At 47.4% G+C, this 15,900-nt stretch carries 16 protein-coding genes; 14 read left to right on the plus strand and 2 right to left on the minus strand.

The window, feature by feature from the left end:
• The first annotated feature begins 122 nt into the window (after positions 1-122).
• Positions 123-1,145 (plus strand): stage II sporulation protein D, encoded by a 1,023-nt coding sequence (gene spoIID / locus NYE37_RS01780; protein ID WP_037996663.1) that lies wholly within the window; start codon positions 123-125, stop codon positions 1,143-1,145.
• Here spoIID and splB read toward each other — a convergent pair.
• Complete coding sequence (gene splB / locus NYE37_RS01785; protein WP_037996717.1) at positions 1,133-2,152, minus strand: spore photoproduct lyase; 1,020 nt, start codon at positions 2,150-2,152, stop codon at positions 1,133-1,135. The genes spoIID and splB overlap by 13 nt on opposite strands.
• Positions 2,153-2,315: 163 nt before the next feature.
• Here splB and NYE37_RS01790 point away from each other — a divergent pair, with 163 nt between their 5' ends.
• The 6 genes from NYE37_RS01790 to fabZ all read left to right on the plus strand — a co-directional run bounded on the left by NYE37_RS01790 (position 2,316) and on the right by fabZ (position 7,089).
• A complete protein-coding gene (locus NYE37_RS01790) occupies positions 2,316-3,014 on the plus strand; it encodes a M23 family metallopeptidase (protein ID WP_198241493.1) in 699 nt (232 codons plus the stop codon).
• A 154-nt stretch (positions 3,015-3,168) separates the two neighbouring features.
• Complete coding sequence (spoIIID, locus tag NYE37_RS01795; protein WP_037996666.1) at positions 3,169-3,447, plus strand: sporulation transcriptional regulator SpoIIID; 279 nt, start codon at positions 3,169-3,171, stop codon at positions 3,445-3,447.
• A gap of 280 nt (positions 3,448-3,727) precedes the next feature.
• Positions 3,728-4,480, plus strand: coding sequence for a DNA-directed RNA polymerase subunit beta (locus NYE37_RS01800; RefSeq protein ID WP_049720700.1), 753 nt, complete (start codon positions 3,728-3,730; stop codon positions 4,478-4,480).
• A gap of 86 nt (positions 4,481-4,566) precedes the next feature.
• On the plus strand, positions 4,567-5,088 hold the full coding sequence (pgsA, locus tag NYE37_RS01805; protein ID WP_037996672.1) for a CDP-diacylglycerol--glycerol-3-phosphate 3-phosphatidyltransferase: 522 nt from the start codon (positions 4,567-4,569) through the stop codon (positions 5,086-5,088).
• 69 nt (positions 5,089-5,157) lie between these two features.
• Positions 5,158-6,465 carry an NAD-dependent malic enzyme gene (locus tag NYE37_RS01810; protein ID WP_037996675.1) on the plus strand — a complete coding sequence of 436 codons (1,308 nt, stop codon included), beginning with the start codon at positions 5,158-5,160 and terminating at the stop codon, positions 6,463-6,465.
• Between the two features lie 198 nt (positions 6,466-6,663).
• The gene (gene fabZ, locus NYE37_RS01815; RefSeq protein WP_049720699.1) at positions 6,664-7,089 is read left to right on the plus strand and encodes a 3-hydroxyacyl-ACP dehydratase FabZ; all 426 of its coding nucleotides are present in this window, start codon (positions 6,664-6,666) and stop codon (positions 7,087-7,089) included.
• A 52-nt stretch (positions 7,090-7,141) separates the two neighbouring features.
• Here fabZ and NYE37_RS01820 read toward each other — a convergent pair whose 3' ends face one another.
• The gene (locus NYE37_RS01820) at positions 7,142-7,270 is read right to left on the minus strand and encodes a hypothetical protein (RefSeq protein WP_255347197.1); all 129 of its coding nucleotides are present in this window, start codon (positions 7,268-7,270) and stop codon (positions 7,142-7,144) included.
• A 105-nt stretch (positions 7,271-7,375) separates the two neighbouring features.
• On the opposite strand from NYE37_RS01820, the gene NYE37_RS01825 reads away from it, so the two are divergent.
• The 7 genes from NYE37_RS01825 to NYE37_RS01855 all read left to right on the plus strand — a co-directional run bounded on the left by NYE37_RS01825 (position 7,376) and on the right by NYE37_RS01855 (position 15,898).
• On the plus strand, positions 7,376-8,578 hold the full coding sequence (locus NYE37_RS01825; protein ID WP_037996681.1) for a glycosyltransferase family 4 protein: 1,203 nt from the start codon (positions 7,376-7,378) through the stop codon (positions 8,576-8,578).
• Positions 8,579-8,704: 126 nt separating this feature from the next.
• Complete coding sequence (locus NYE37_RS01830; RefSeq protein ID WP_037996683.1) at positions 8,705-9,730, plus strand: Gfo/Idh/MocA family protein; 1,026 nt, start codon at positions 8,705-8,707, stop codon at positions 9,728-9,730.
• A 28-nt stretch (positions 9,731-9,758) separates the two neighbouring features.
• Positions 9,759-10,874, plus strand: coding sequence for a DegT/DnrJ/EryC1/StrS family aminotransferase (locus NYE37_RS01835; RefSeq protein WP_340711728.1), 1,116 nt, complete (start codon positions 9,759-9,761; stop codon positions 10,872-10,874).
• A gap of 14 nt (positions 10,875-10,888) precedes the next feature.
• Positions 10,889-12,202: a nucleotide sugar dehydrogenase gene (locus NYE37_RS01840; protein WP_340711729.1), complete on the plus strand. Its 1,314-nt coding sequence runs from the start codon at positions 10,889-10,891 to the stop codon at positions 12,200-12,202.
• A 15-nt stretch (positions 12,203-12,217) separates the two neighbouring features.
• Positions 12,218-12,967: an acyltransferase gene (locus NYE37_RS01845; RefSeq protein WP_049720697.1), complete on the plus strand. Its 750-nt coding sequence runs from the start codon at positions 12,218-12,220 to the stop codon at positions 12,965-12,967.
• A 30-nt stretch (positions 12,968-12,997) separates the two neighbouring features.
• Positions 12,998-14,473 carry a lipopolysaccharide biosynthesis protein gene (locus NYE37_RS01850; RefSeq protein WP_049720696.1) on the plus strand — a complete coding sequence of 492 codons (1,476 nt, stop codon included), beginning with the start codon at positions 12,998-13,000 and terminating at the stop codon, positions 14,471-14,473.
• Positions 14,474-14,479: 6 nt separating this feature from the next.
• A complete protein-coding gene (locus tag NYE37_RS01855) occupies positions 14,480-15,898 on the plus strand; it encodes an O-antigen ligase family protein (RefSeq protein WP_131470893.1) in 1,419 nt (472 codons plus the stop codon).
• The last annotated feature ends 2 nt before the right edge of the window (positions 15,899-15,900 follow it).

Consider the following 15,900-nt stretch of genomic DNA (forward strand, 5'->3'; position numbering starts at 1 on the left):
TTCTTTGAAGGGAAGCCGCTTTTTTCTTTATCAGGGAATCTACGAATTCCGGTTCTAAAAAAAGGGGTTTTTTTCATAGCTTAGTAGTGAACGCTGTCATTCAAATGGAGGCGAAGAACAGATTGCACAAAGGATTGCTGATGGTATTGTTGGGGCTTGTGGGCGTTATTCTTTTGATTCCGGTGTTTCTGGTTGCTTGGGATTCCGATGTCCCACCGGAGGCATTGGCAAAAGAGAAAGCATTGCAAAGTGAAAATCAGGATATCCGGGTTAAAGTGTACCTGACAGAGTCGAAAAAAGTGATTCAATTGCCGTTGGAAGAGTACATTTACGGTGTCGTGGCGGCGGAAATGCCGGCGGATTTCCACAAGGAAGCCTTAAAAGCCCAGGCCTTGGCTGCCCGGACTTATATCGTGGACCGGTTGGAGCGAAAAGATTATTCGGATATGTCCAAATGGGGGGAAGAAGCAAAGAAAGCACATGTCACGGACACGGTGAACCATCAGGCTTTTAAAACGGATGAAATGTTGAAGCAGGAGTGGAAAGCCCAATATGAAACCCTCCGGAATTCCATCCGGGAGGCCGTGAGGGAAACCGACGGCCAGATCATTACCTATCAGGGAAAGCCCATTTATGCTGCGTTTTTCTCAACCAGCAACGGCTATACCGAGAATTCGGAGGAGTATTTCAAACAAAAGTATCCTTACTTGCGGAGTGTGTCTTCCCCATGGGATCGGATGTCCCCAAAATATATTCACCGGCATACGTTGTCATGGGACGAGTTTGTCAGCCGACTGGAAAAGAAAACCGGACAGGCAGTCAGTCTTCCCGCCACAACCGGTACGCGTTTGATCCAGGTGACCGAGCGTACAAAAGGAAAAAGAATCGCCAAAATCAAGATTGGCGATCAGACATTCACCGGCAGGGAAATCCGGGAAGCATTGGGATTGGCTTCAACCGATTTTGATGTGGCGGTACAGGGGAATCAACTTCAAATCACCACCCGCGGATACGGACACGGCGTCGGCATGAGCCAATGGGGCGCCAATTTGATGGCAAAGCAGGGAAAAAAGGTGGATGAAATTATTCAGCATTACTACCAGGGGGTAAAGATCGAGCCTTTCTCCCCCGATCAAGTGAAATAAAGAATTTCTGCCCGGGGAAAGTAAGTGGAAATGGTGCGGTGCATGAAATCTTTGATTTCGTCCATTTGCTCTTTGGGATAAACATACTTTATCCGTCCGTAAGGGCCCCATTTTTTTCTCCGCTTTTCATCGTCCATGTCCAGCTTGGTCTTGGGATAACGTTCTTCGATGACCCGTTTGGCGCTTTGCGTGTAACGGTGGGTGATGAGTTCAAAGGTCAAATCATCCACTTCGGGAAGGCGATTGGACAATTTTTTCAATAAGGCCTGGTATTGTTCTTTCCATCCGGAAAAAGACATGATGGGAGCGATGATGAATCCGAGCGGGTAGCCGGCTTCCGCCACTTTTCCGGCGGCTTCAATCCGGTCCGGCAACGGTGAGGTTCCCGGTTCAAAATGTTTGACCACATAATCGGCATTAATGCTGAAGCGAAAACGGGTATGTCCCTTGTGGTCGGCATTTAAAAGGGATTCCACATTGGCGTACTTGGTGACAAAGCGCAAACGGCCCAACGGCTGTTTTCCCATGAACTCGATGGTTTTGTATAGCGACCCCGAAATATGTTCGATGCCCACCGGATCGGAAGTACATGCGGCTTCAAACCGGGTGATTTCCGGAGCACGTTCTTGGATGTATTTTTCGGCTTGGGAAAAAATTTCATCCAGGTTGACATAAATCCGGATATAAGGACGTTTTCCGAGCGTTGTTTGCAGATAACAGTAATGGCAATGCCCCATACAGCCGGTGGCCAGCGGAATGGCATATTCGGCTGAGGGCTTGGATTGTTCGAATTTTAATGATTTCTTCACTCCGATGACCAAGGTCCGCTTGGCAATCCGGTATTTATCCAACGGGGTCTCTCCCGGCAGGCCGGTCACCTGGTTGTGCGAGGTTGTTGGCCGGACCGGAATCTTCATGCTTTGAAACCTTGCCACCAATTCTTTTCCGAGTGGATAGTCCAAAGCTCCGGGCTCGTAGTAGACCAGATCAGGCTCAAAGGGTTTTATCACCGTTTCACCTCCTTCTGCCAAGCCTTTTCTAAAGTATGAGCCAAAGAAATGAAGATCATGTATGTCTCAGTTTTGACTTTGCTTCGAATTTACTAAAAGTTCCCATCTGTAGGTATAAAAAGAGAGAAGCTGGTCGACAATGGTTCCTGAGGTGATTTCCATGAAATCGAAGGAACCAAATGCAAATAACCAGATTTCTTCCTTTGAAAAAGCGAAGCGACGTTTGAAATGGAAAAAGTTAATGTCCAAAAAGTGGTTTTTCCCTGCTGTCTATCTCTTTGTGGCGGCACTGATTTTAAGTGTGGCATGGTGGTATCAGGATCATCAGGTGGAAAAAGCATCCAAAACCACCAGGGATTTGGTGGGACAAAATCTTCCCCAAGAGCCGATTCCGACCAATCCGACCGATGATGACATGATATTGCCTGTCGCCAAAAATGCCCATGCCGACAAAACCATGGGATTTTATAAGCAAGAAGATCCGGAAGCGAGCCGGGAATCCTCTTTGAACCAATATGCCAATACGTTCACGCCGCATTCGGGAGTTGACTTTGCGAAAAAAGATGGAGGAACCTTTGATGTGGTGGCGGCATTGGAAGGGAAAGTGGTGAAAGTCGAGGAAAACCCGGTTGTCGGATGGCAAGTGGTCATTCAGCATGAAAGCGGCATTCAAACGGTATACCAAAGTTTGGACGATGTCCGCGTCAAAAATGGACAAACCGTCAAGAAAGGACAAGTGATTGCCAAAGCAGGACGCAATCGTTTTGAAAAGGAAGCGGGTGTCCATCTGCATTTTGAAATTCGCGACCGGGATCAGAAAGCCATCAATCCGGATGTTTATTTAAGCGGGGAAAAATAAGGAAAAAGGCGTTTCCATCCAAGGGAACGCTTTTTTTTGTTCCCGAAAAAAGAAAAATTGCCAAACATGGCTTGTCATGGCTTGTTTAGAAAGAATAACCCGCCTCTTCCCTCAATATAATGTAGCAAATGGAGAAGAGAGGAGGTTTGGCGGGGTGCATGAATATATTAAGGAACGAACATTAAAAATCGGACATTATTTTGTGGAGACGCGAAATACGGTCCGGACGATTGCGAAAGAGTTTGGTGTTTCCAAGAGCACGGTTCATAAAGACCTTACGGAACGATTGCCGGAAATCAACCCGGAACTGGCTCGTCAAGTGAAAGAGATATTGGAATACCATAAATCGATTCGCCATATAAGAGGTGGAGAAGCGACAAAGATTAAATATAAGCAAAAAACCGGAAAAAAGAAGCAAGAAGTGTCCGTGTGACTGTGAAAATGAGACGGAAGCACCGGCAGTGTTTACATAAAAACAAGATCTCCGAATCATTGCCATAATATGTATCCTTTTTCCTTTCAACCCGGTGCTTCTACTGTATAAGAAACTTTCACACTCCTATAAGCTGTAAGTATAGACTTATGTTCATAGTTGCGATATATTCTATTATGAGTAGAATGGAGCTTATTTAAAAGTAAACTTGATTTTGTTGGACGAGCTTCATGAAATAGAGAGGATCGGTAATAGAAGTTAGCCTTGGAGAGGAATGCAGATGAGTTATTCTGATAAAGAAAAACACATGGACTACCAATCAGACGATGTGGAGTCTTCAGCAGAAAAATTCAATAATCCATCGGACCATTTGACAGTGGAAAATGAAAAAGTGGATGATATCTTGCCGGTAGGCCAATTGAAATGGCGAAGAGATGAAGAAGAAGAGCAAGACACCCTCGACAGTTTGGAGGATGCCCGGAAGTTTGAGCCTGCAAAGCAAGAAGGCGACAAAGAGAAAAAAGAGGAGCAGACGGAGGAGAAGAAAGACTCCGGTAACCAGTTCCATTCCCATGAGTATGGCGCACCTCCAACCTTCGAAGTGGAACAACCTTCTTCCCCGCATGAAAAACGGCAGCTTTCATTAGAAGATACGTTAACTCCCATCGATTTTAAGGAATATTCCATTGATCCGGTCATCGGAGAGAACAGCGGCGACGAAAATTTCAAAGAAGAAGTGAAAAAACCGTCTTTTGTTGCAGAACAGCCAGTGAAACCGCGGGTGGAACAACTGGACTCCACCAAAGAAAAAAAGCAAAGTGCCGCTTCCCGTAGTGAAGATGATCCGCCGATTGATGAGAAAAAAGAGCAAATTCTAAAATGGGTTAAAATTCTTTGGCTGCCTGTTTCGCTCATTGTGGCTTTGTATGCGGGATTTGTCGTTGGTCATACCATCATTGGTGATCAACCGGCCGGCGATTTCTTGGATTTTGACATGTGGGTGCATATTTATCAGCTCATTTTTGGATCATAAGTCCCGTCTGTCACTTGGATGGAAGACGGGCTCTTTCCTTTTTTATTAACCATCCGTTCGGTAAACTGTAAGAAGGGGGGTCCTGAATGAATTTGCCCAATTTCTTGACCATGATTCGCCTTTTTTTGATTCCTGCGTATTTTGTTGCATTTTTTTCGGACACGCCATGGAATGTGTACTGGGCGTTTGGGATCATTCTTCTTGCGGGGTTAACCGATGTCATTGACGGGTATGTGGCCAGAAAGACAAAGCAAGTGACCCAGATTGGAATCATGCTGGATCCTTTGGCGGACAAATTAATGATGCTCTCTGTTTTTTTATCCCTGATGATCTCCGGAAAAATCGGAGTTTGGGCTGCCTTTATCATTGTCTTGCGCGATGTGTCCATGATCCTTTTTTCTGTTTTCCTGAAGCTGAGAGGCAAACGAACGGTCCCGGCAAACATTTTCGGCAAGCTGACAACCTTTTTGTTTTATGTCGCTTTATTTTTTATCATGTTTGAATTGCCGCTTGCACAAACTTTTTTATGGTCGGTCATTATTTTGTCCTACATCACGACACTTTCTTACCTGTTGCAATTGAAAACGGTGAACGAACGGGCTATGTAGGAAGAATCGGTGACCGGATCCGGTTCTTTTTTTTCGATTTGACTTCAGACGGATTAGGGAGGTTAACGGATGGTACGGAATATGACACGCAGCATTATCGTGGAAACTCCTTCAAAGCCTGGCAACCTGGGAAAAGTGACCACAGCGATCGGACAAGCAGGAGGCGATATAGGGGACATCACCACCATCAAGATCGGCCCGTTTTCCACTCTCCGGGACATCACGGTCCAGTGTGAGAGTGAAGCACATCTGGATCAGGTGGTCACCAGCATTGAAGCGTTGGGGGGCGGCATTTACGTTCATTCCATATCGGACGAAGTGTTAAGTGCCCATGAAGGCGGAAAAATCCGCATGGTCAGCAAGATGGACATCCGGTCCTTGGCGGATTTGCGCCGTGTTTACACCCCGGGAGTGGCCAATGTATGCCTTGAGATCCGGGAGAATCCGGAAAAAGCCAATTATTATACAAGCATTGGAAACACCGTTGCCATTGTGACTGATGGCACCGCCATTTTGGGGCTTGGCAATATCGGTCCGTTGGCGGGAATGCCGGTGATGGAGGGAAAGGCCGCTTTGTTTGACCGCTTTGCCGGGATCAGCGGGATTCCGATTTTGTTGGATACAAGTGATCCGGATGAAGTGGTGAACATCTTGAAACACATTTATCAGGGATTTGGAGGCATTTTGTTGGAGGATATTGGTTCCCCGCATTGCTTTGAGATTGAAGAACGCCTCAAAGAAGAGTTGCCCATTCCGGTGATGCATGACGATCAGCACGGAACGGCGGTCGTGACACTGGCTGCCGTGATTTCGGCTTGCCGTTCCACCGGGATCAACCTGAAAGAAGCGTCAGTGGGACAAATCGGGCTTGGTGCCGCGGGTTTGGCTATTTGCCGCATGTTTAAAGCTTACGGGGTGCGGGAGATTTGCGGTGCCGACCGGCAAGAAAAAGCTTTGGAGCGTTTGGAGAATTACGGCGGCATACCGGTGGGCATGGAAGAATTGATGGAACGCTGCGACATTGTGGTGGCGACAACAGGGGTTCCCGGATTGATCAAACCGGAAATGATCCGGGAAGGTCAGGTGATTCTCGCCTTATCCAATCCCAAACCGGAAATCGACCCTGAATTGGCACTCAAATCCGGTGCTTCTTTTGCAGCAGACGGGCGTTCTGTCAATAATGTCCTCGGGTTTCCCGGGATCTTCCGCGGCGTGTTGAATGCCAATGCCAAGAAAATCACTCACCCGATGTTGGTGGCCGCCGCCGAAGCCATTGCAGATTGTACCAGTCCCGGGGAATTGGCGCCGCATCCCTTGGATCCCAAAGTCCATCGGGAAGTGGCCCGCGCGGTGGAAAGGGCTGCCGCTTTGTCGTGAAAAGTCACAGGGCGCAAGCATTGACACTTTGTTAAACGGACCGGAAAGTCCGTGTAACAAAGTGTTTTTTTATTCTCCAGATTGTTAAGAAACCGCCATTTTATGACGCCCGGATGTTTGGTAATTTAAATACGGTTTCGCTATAATGGTGACAAGTGATTTCAGAAGGTGAGACGGTTTTTTGAGAGGTGGATGACGATGTTAGATGCAAAACAGATTCAAGAAATTATTCCTCACCGGTATCCTTTTTTGTTGGTGGACCGGATCACGGAATTGGAACCGGCGAAAAAAGCGGTGGGAATCAAAAATGTGAGTGTGAATGAGCCGTTTTTCCAAGGGCATTTTCCGGACTATCCTGTTATGCCGGGCGTGCTGATTGTGGAGGCATTGGCGCAAGTGGGGGCCGTTGCCATTCTCAGTGTGGAAGAAAACCGGGGCAAAATCGCATTTTTTGCCGGACTGGATAAAGTCCGTTTCCGTCATCAGGTCAAACCCGGAGATGTCCTAACGCTGGAAGTGGAATTGACCCGGGTGAAAGGAAAAGTCGGGAAAGGCAAGGGTATTGCCCGTGTCGGGGAACATGTGGCGGTGGAAGCGGATCTGATGTTTGCGATCAATGATTAAAAAATACATAAAGCGGGAAGGTCCTTGGGGATGGACCTTCCTTGTCATGTATTTATTTCCATAAATGAAAAATGCGAAGTCCGAAATAAATCAGTCCCCAAAAAGGCAAGCTGATGAGAAAGGCATTCAACATGCCGAGGAATCCGTCATAGGAGTCGCTGGCGATTCTTTGTCTTTTCATGACAACGACCTCTCCTGTATGGTGTTGTACATAGTATCACCGGTTTGGAAAATGCTATTGACAGTAATCTTTCGGAAATGAAACCGGATAAAGGAAGTGGTTTCAATGAATGGGCGTATTTTGATCATTTCGCATATGTACCCGAATCCGGTCAATCCCATGGCGGGAATTTTTGTCCATAACCAGGCAAAAGCTTTAAAAAGAGAAGGGGCAGAGGTAAGCGTGGTGGTGCCCGTTCCTTCTTTCCCCTTTTACCCGAAGTGGAAAGGGTATCGTCAATTGCCGAAAAAGACAGAAAAGGATGGAATTGCCGTTTATTATGTTCCCACGCGAATGATTCCGGGGGGATTTTTTTTCCAACGCTATGGCAAGTATTATACAAAAGCCCTGCAAAAGGCAGTGGAGGAAGTACATAAAGCGTTTCCTTTTGATCTGATTCATTGTCACACCATCTATCCGGATGGTTATGCAGGAGGGGAACTGAAGAAAATTTGGAAGGTGCCGGTGTTAAGCACGATCCATGGCTCGGACATCATGTTGTATCCCAAACGAAAGCGTTCCGTTTATGAACAGACGCTTCGTGCATTAAAGGAAAATGACCTGGTCATCACGGTCAGCGACCGGCTGAAAGAAGAAGCGGAAAAAATGCATCCCGAGCTTGCGGCCAAAACGGTTTACAACGGTTTTGACCCGGAGAAATTCCGCCCCATGGACCGTCTGGAGGCAAGGAAACGTCTGGGGTTGAACAGGGAACAAAAAATTTTGCTTTTTGTCGGCAACTTGTATCCGGTCAAAGGCGTTTCTTATTTGTTGGAGGCTTTTTCCCGGATCCGCCAAGAAAGCCGGGACATTCATCTGTATTTGATCGGGGACGGGCCTTTGCGCCCCCGGCTTGAAAACCAGGCGGAAGAATCGGGATTAAGCGAAGCCGTCACCTTTTTGGGCAAAAAGCCGTACGCTGAGATTCCCGACTGGATCAACAGTGCCGATGTGATGGTTCTCACCAGTCTGAGCGAGGGGCTTCCCTCCATATTGCTGGAATCGATGGGGTGCGGCCGGCCCATGGTGGCGACGGATGTGGGCGGAATCAAGGAAATTCTTCAAGACGGGAAGACCGGATTTCTTGTGCCGGCCAAAGATGTGGACAAAATTGCCGGTTGCTTGCGCAAAATCCTGATCGATGATCCTTCCCTCATCGCCACTATGGGGAAAAATGCGTTGGATGCGTCCCGTGCATTGACTTGGAGCGAAAACGCGCGAACTACCTTACAAATTTATACATCTTTAATAGAACGGAAAAGTTTATGACTTTTTTGATGCAGGGTACTCAAGAGATTTCATCTATGTTACATTGAACATTAGATTTTGTAATGTTACTGTAATATAGATTGGATATGAATTGACTGACTGGGTAAAAGAAGAGAGGGAGATCTTTTGATACGCTATGGAATTGTAGGTTGTGGTCACATTGCGAAAAAGCACGTGGCAGCCATTAAAGCGGTGGAAGGAGCCGAGTTGGTTGCGGTTTGCGACACCAATGAAGAGCGTCTTTCCGAGTTTGCCGTCGACGGTGTCCGTGGGTATGCCGATTTGAAAGACATGCTGGCTTCGGATGTGGATGTGGTTTGCATTTGCACACCGAGCGGGATTCATGCACCGCTGACCATTCAGGCAGCGGAAGCCAAAAAGCATGTGATCGTGGAAAAACCGATGGCACTGACCTTGGAAGATGCAGACCGGATGATCGATGCCTGTGAGAAAAACGGTGTGAAAATGGCGGTGGTTCACCCCAACCGTTTCCGTCCGGCTGTCGTGGAACTCAGAAAGCAGTTGGAACAAGGGGCTTTCGGCAAAATCGGGCATGCCAACGCAACGGTTCGTTGGAACCGAAACCAGGCTTACTATGACCAGGCTCCTTGGCGTGGCACGAAAGCAATGGACGGAGGCGTGTTGATGAATCAGGCAATTCACAACATGGATCTTTTGTTGTGGATGATGGGGGACATTGAAGAGATTTCCTCTTATCACGCGACCCGTATCCGGAACATTGAAGCTGAGGACACCTCGGTGTCGGTGATCCGCTTTAAAAACGGGGCACTCGGGGTGTTGGAAGCTGCGGTCACCATTTATCCGAAAAACTTGGAAGAATCATTAAGTATTTTTGGCGAAAAGGGGACCGCGGTGATTGGCGGGCCGACGGCCAACTGGATCAAAGAATGGAAATTTGAAGGCCTGCCGGATGAAGAGGCTCAAAACACAATCCGCCGGGTGGAACAAGATCCATTCGGAATTCCGGGACATCAGTGCATCATTCAAGATATGACCGAAGCGGTGTTAAAAGACCGGAAGCCGGTCGTTTCCGGCGAAGAAGGACGCAAGGCGTTGAGCTTTGTGATCGGATGCCAGTTGGCTGCCGAAAGAAACCGGCCGGTCCGGATGGACGAATTAAACCGAAAATAAATTGAAATGATTAAAGGAGTAGAAAGCGATGAAAAAGATTCCTTTATTGGATTTAACGGCACAGTTGCAACCGATTCGGGAAGAAGTTCTCCAAGCGGTGGAGCGGGTGATTGACAGCGGACAATATATTATGGGGCCCGAAGTCAAAGCTTTTGAAGAAGAAGTGGCCAACTATCTCGGGGTGAAACATGCCATCGGCGTTGGAAACGGCACGGATGCGTTGCTTCTGGCATTGGATGCGGCAGGAATCAAAGCTGGCGATGAAGTGATCACGACACCGTTTACATTTTTCGCCACTGCCGAAACGATTTCTCAAGTCGGGGCCACCCCGGTTTTTGTTGACATCGACCCGAAAATTTACAACATCGATGTGAACCAAATCAAGGAAAAAATCAATGAAAAAACCAAAGCGATCATTCCGGTTCACATTTTCGGCCAGCCTGCCAACATGGAAGAAATTATGGCATTGGCTGAAGAACATCAATTGTTTGTCTTGGAAGATGCGGCTCAAGGCATGGGTTCGGAATATAAAGGACGGAAAATCGGAAATTGGGGTCATGCGGCCACCTTCTCTTTCTTCCCCACCAAAAACCTGGGCGGCTATGGTGACGGGGGAATGGTTGTCACCAATGATGACCAACTGGCGGAGAAAATCCGGATCTTGCGGGTTCATGGTTCCAATCCGAAGTATTACCACAGCATGATCGGATACAACAGCCGCCTGGATGCTTTGCAAGCTGCTGTTTTGCGCATCAAACTGCGCCATTTGGATGCTTGGAATGACGGCCGTCGGAAAAAAGCGGCCCTGTACAACGAGCTTTTAAAAGATACACCGGTGGTTACTCCTCATGAAGCGGAAGACCGCAAACACATCTATCACTTGTATATCATTCAGGCAGAAGATCGCGACGAATTAATGGCTCATTTGAAAGAGCAGGGAATCTCCTGCGGAGTTTATTATCCGGTTCCCCTGCATCAGCAGGAAGTGTATAAAGACTTGGGATATGAAGAAGGAAGTTTGCCTGTTTCCGAATACATGGCCAAACGCACCTTTGCACTTCCTCTGTATGCAGAATTGGAGGATGAAAACATCCGTTTTATCGCAAATACCATTAAAAGTTTTTATGCCAACAAATCCAAGTGAAAGAAGGAATAACCGTGAGTGGTAAGACTTTATTGCAAAAAATCGATGACAAAACGGCTAAAATCGGTGTTGTCGGATTGGGATATGTCGGTTTGCCACTGGCTGTGGAGAAAGCCAAAGCCGGGTTCAAAGTGATCGGTTTTGATATTCTGCAAAACCGTGTGGACATGGTGAACCGGGGAGTGAACTATATCGGCGATGTGGTGGACGAAGAATTGAAACAATTGGTGGAAAGCGGACAAATGTCTGCGACCACGGATTACTCCTTGATTCGTGAAGTGGACGCGGTGGCTATTTGCGTTCCCACACCGCTTGACAAATATCAGCAGCCCAATGTTTCCTATGTTGAATCTTCAGCAGAAAGCATTGCAAAATATTTGCACCCGGGCATGCTGGTGGTTTTGGAAAGCACCACCTACCCCGGAACCACCGAAGAAGTGGTGAAACCGATTCTGGAAAAAACCGGCTTGAAAGCAGGCGAAGACTTTTACCTTGCTTATTCGCCGGAACGGGTGGATCCCGGCAATAAAGTGTTTAATACCAAAAACACTCCCAAAGTGGTGGGCGGTGTGACCGATCAATGCACGGAAGTCGCCGGTGCTTTGTACCGCGCGGTGTTGGACGGGGAAGTTCACCAAGTATCCAGCCCGAAAGTGGCCGAAATGGAAAAAATTCTTGAAAACACCTTCCGCAACATTAACATTGCCCTGGTGAACGAGATGGCCATTCTTTGCAACAAAATGGGAATCGATATTTGGGAAGTGATCGATGCCGCCAAAACCAAACCTTACGGTTATATGGCTTTTTATCCGGGGCCGGGTCTGGGCGGACATTGCATTCCCATTGATCCGTTCTATTTGACATGGAAAGCCCGCGAATATCATTATCATACGCGTTTGATTGAAGTGGCAGGCGAAATCAACAATGAAATGCCCGACTTTGTGGTGGATCGTTGCATGAAAATCTTGAACCGCTACGGCAAATCGTTGAATGGTTCCAAAGTGGCGGTACTCGGGGTGGCTTATAAAAAGGATATCGATGATTACCGCGAGTCCCCCGTGATTCAAATTGTCGAGCTGCTTGAGAAATATCAGGCAGAGTTCACGCTGGTTGATCCGCATGTGAAAACCTTCAAAGCCGGAGGCAAAGAATATGAAACGCAAGAGCTGACCACCGAACTTCTGGAGATGGCGGATCTTGTTTTGATCACCACGGATCACAGTGACTTTGATTATGAAGAAATTGCCGATAAAGCAAAAGTGATCTTTGACACGCGGAATGCTTTGAAAGATGTCCAAAACATCAAAGCGGATTACGAAAAATTATAAGAGGATGGGTTTTTCATGAAACAATCTTTCATTCATGATTCAGTCGAAATGGGAAAGAATGTCTCCGTCGGTTGTTTCTCTGTCATTGAAGAAGGCGTGGTTCTTGGCGACAATGTGACGATCGGCAACAATGTCACCATTAAAGCAGGAACCGTGATCGGTTCCGATGTATATATCTCTGACAACTGTGTGTTGGGCCGCTGGCCGAGACCGGCAAAGTCGTCCACCGTAAAGGTGGATGCCGACTTGCCGGTGCTGGAAATCGGCGACGGAACGACGATTGGTGCCAACACCGTTCTTTACCGGGGCAGCCGTTTCGGAAAAGAGGTGATGATCGGGGATCAGGCATCGGTCCGTGAAAAATGCGAGATCGGGGACCGTGTGGTGATCGGCCGTGGCGTTGCGGTGGAAAATCAGGTGAAAATCGGATCTTTTACAAAAATTCAAACCAATGCTTATATTACAGCTTATACCGTGTTGGAAGATCATGTCTTCATTGCCCCGACCGTCACGACCACGAACGACAACTTCATGGGGCGGACCAAAGAGCGTTTCAAATACGTGCGCGGTCCGGTTGTGAAAAGAGGAGCGCGTGTGGGCGGCGGATCCATCCTTTTGCCGGGGATCACGGTGGCCGAAGAAAGCTTCATTGCCGCCGGGGCATTGGTCAATCGGGACACGGAGCCGGGCAGAGTGTATATCGGGGTTCCGGCACGGGTTTTGCGCGATGTTCCTGACCGTGAGAAATTGGAAAATCAAGAGTAACAGCCTGCAGGCAGAAGGTGTTGTTTAATCATGAAACAACTCATTAAACGGCTTTTTTCTGATTCAGCCGCTTTTGCGATTGCAACGATGGGGAATAAGGTGGTTGCGGCCATGCTTGGCCCCATCTATGTTGCTTTTTTGACCGGAGAAGGGGAAATTGCAGAGTGGGGACTCACCAACACGCTGACTCTGATTTTGACTTATCTCAGCATTTTGGGAACGGATGCGGCCATGGCGTTCTATTTTTATGACGCCAAGGATGTGACGGAACGCCGCACCTATTTTACCAATGCGGTGGTTTTCAGTGCCGGGGTTTGCCTGATATTCACCGTCTTTGCATTTTTGTTTGGAGCCCCTTTGTCCGAATGGGTCTATGAAAGCACGCGGGATTATTCCAACTTGTTGCCGGTTGCTTTTATGGCCACGTTTGGGGCGATCATTATTCAGCATATTTTGGGATATGCCAGATACAGCCGCCGGGTATGGCTGTTTAATATTTTCAGCATGGCTTATGTGATTGGTTCCAATTTGTTGAGCATCTTTTTTGTCACTGTCTATGACATGCGGGTTATGGGAATTTTTTATGGACAATTAATCGGTCAATTGACAGTGGCATTGATTCTGATTATCCTATTTCGCAAGGAATTTGTTTTTCGTATTTCGCGTAAACATTTGATGGATTTGATTCGTTACGGTGCTCCGCTGTTGCCGACACTGCTGGCTTTTTGGGTGATGACATCCGTATCCCGGCCCATTTTGTATCACATGGATTCCCAACTGAGTGCGGATATTTACGAAACCTGCATCCGGATTGCAAGCATCATTGTTTTGATCACCTCACCGTTTCAACTCGCATGGCGCCCTTTTTCCATGTCCATCAAAGAGCGGGAAGATGCCCCGCAGTTGTTCGGGCTGGTCGGTCGCGCGTTGTTGGTGGTTGGAACGCTGGCTGTCATGATTCTGGCCTTCTTCATGAAACCACTGTATCATTTGTATATTATCGGTCGGGATGATCAGTCGCTTTCATCCGGTTATATCTATGTCTGGGCTTTATCTTTGGGAACTTTATTCAATGTGTTGCATAATGTTTTTGGTGTCGGTTTGTTGATCAAGAAAAAAACCCAGGTCATTTCCTACGGATTTATGATTGCCGCCGCCATTTACCTGATCGGCAATTTGATCCTGGTGCCGGTTTTCAGCATTTGGGGCACTGTCATCATGACCGTTGTGGCTTATCTTTTTGTCATTGTTTGGGTTTATTGGAAAAATCAAAAAGAATATCCGATTGATTTCCGGTTTCGTTCCATTCTCATCTATTTGGCTGTCTTTTTCATCTCAATGACCGGGGTTACCTGGGTCCAATTAAATGAGATGGAATATGCCTGGCTCTATTATGTGCTGGCTTTTGTTGTAACCTTCGGATCTGTGTTTGCGACAGGACTTTTTTCCATTTCTTCACTGAATCGGATCGGTCACTTGTTACCCAAACTAGGAGGAAAAGGGTGAGAGTTGGTGAGTGAACTGTTGTTTTCAAAGCAGAAGCGTTTGGATATATTGTTTTATTTGATGATTGTTTTTGCGCTGATCGGCCCCTCCTTGGGTGTACCGATATCCGATGGGTTTAATCTGACGTTTTTCCGCATCGCATTTCTGTTGGTGGCGGCGGGAATCGCGCTGAGATTTGCAGCGGAAAAGAAATTGGAAACTTCCTACATGTATCCGGTTCGGTGGTATGGAGCCTTCTTTTTGTTTTGGTTTGCATACGGAGTGATTGCGTTATCCTGGTCAGCCAGTCTTTCTGCCGGGGTGCGGTATCTCTTTTTATTGGGAATGATGTTGCCTCTTGCTTATTCGTTCCCGTTTTTCCTGAAATCAACCGATTATTTTTGGAAAACCCTGCGGATTTTATTTTGGGTTTTTGCAGCCATTATTTTGTTTGCGGTTTTTGAGTCCATCACTTTGATTCATTTGCCGCAATCACGTGCATTTGGTCGGTTATCGGCTTCGGTGACATCGGTGTTTCGCAACCAGAATGATTTGGCAACCTGCATCACACTCGGCCTTCCTTTCCTGGCCAGTTCCTTTTATATGCTGGATCTGAAACGTAAACACAAATGGTTTATCTATATTATCGGTATCCTGTCCATTTATACACTGATTGCGACCGGTTCGCGCAGCAACACCTTCTTTGCCCTGCCGCTTGCCGCTTTGCCATTGGTGGTGCTGTTGCCGCAGGTGATGGACCGGAGCAAAATCACGTTGAAAAATGTATTTAAAGCCATTATTGCCGTTTTGGTGGCTTTCATACTGGCCAATGGTTTGAGCATGGTTTTCTTGAGCGCTGAAGCCAGGGAACAAGCCAAAACCAAACTGTCCAGCACTTTTGGCTTCTTGATGGATGTTCAAAACAGTCCGTGGACGGTGGAAGAAGGGGGAGAAGACCCCATTGATGCGGAAACCGGCCGGAGTGCCACGGTCCGGAAGTTTTTGATCCTCAACGGACTCCGCTTCCTCCATCAAAGCCATTACATGGGAGTCGGTCCAGGAAACGTTGAAGTGTACATGGACGGCGCCCCCAAAGTGGATAAAGTCAATATGCACAATTGGTGGGGCGAAGTGTTGGTCAACTTTGGCGTGATTATCTTTATCCTGTATATGTCCCTTTACTTCCTTATGTTGTGGCGCTTGTGGAAATTGGCCAGCTTGAAACACTCGCCGGAATTGAACCCGGTTTTGCGTTGGGGCGCTTACGCCACCATAGCCGCATTGACCGGTTACTTCTTCGGGGGCATGGCACCAAGCACGGCCATTCACTATACGCCGATGTGGATTTGTTACGGAATCGGCTTGGCCATCATTGCCATCGGGGAAACTTTGAAAAAGAAACACTCCGGATCGGAGCGGGAAAAAGGGTCTCTGGAGGGAGTGTGAGG

The sequence above is a fragment of the Thermoactinomyces sp. FSL K6-2592 genome, from assembly GCF_038006465.1.
Taxonomy (GTDB): Bacteria; Bacillota; Bacilli; order Thermoactinomycetales; family Thermoactinomycetaceae; genus Thermoactinomyces; species Thermoactinomyces vulgaris.

Coding starts and splice junctions, on each gene's coding strand:
- NYE37_RS01790 (WP_198241493.1), top strand. CDS start 2,316: ATGAAATCGAAGGAACCAAATGCAAATAACCAGATTTCTTCCTTTGAA.
- NYE37_RS01800 (WP_049720700.1), top strand. CDS start 3,728: ATGAGTTATTCTGATAAAGAAAAACACATGGACTACCAATCAGACGAT.
- pgsA (WP_037996672.1), top strand. CDS start 4,567: ATGAATTTGCCCAATTTCTTGACCATGATTCGCCTTTTTTTGATTCCT.
- NYE37_RS01810 (WP_037996675.1), top strand. CDS start 5,158: ATGGTACGGAATATGACACGCAGCATTATCGTGGAAACTCCTTCAAAG.
- fabZ (WP_049720699.1), top strand. CDS start 6,664: ATGTTAGATGCAAAACAGATTCAAGAAATTATTCCTCACCGGTATCCT.
- NYE37_RS01820 (WP_255347197.1), bottom strand. CDS start 7,270: ATGAAAAGACAAAGAATCGCCAGCGACTCCTATGACGGATTCCTCGGC.
- NYE37_RS01825 (WP_037996681.1), top strand. CDS start 7,376: ATGAATGGGCGTATTTTGATCATTTCGCATATGTACCCGAATCCGGTC.
- NYE37_RS01835 (WP_340711728.1), top strand. CDS start 9,759: ATGAAAAAGATTCCTTTATTGGATTTAACGGCACAGTTGCAACCGATT.
- NYE37_RS01845 (WP_049720697.1), top strand. CDS start 12,218: ATGAAACAATCTTTCATTCATGATTCAGTCGAAATGGGAAAGAATGTC.
- NYE37_RS01850 (WP_049720696.1), top strand. CDS start 12,998: ATGAAACAACTCATTAAACGGCTTTTTTCTGATTCAGCCGCTTTTGCG.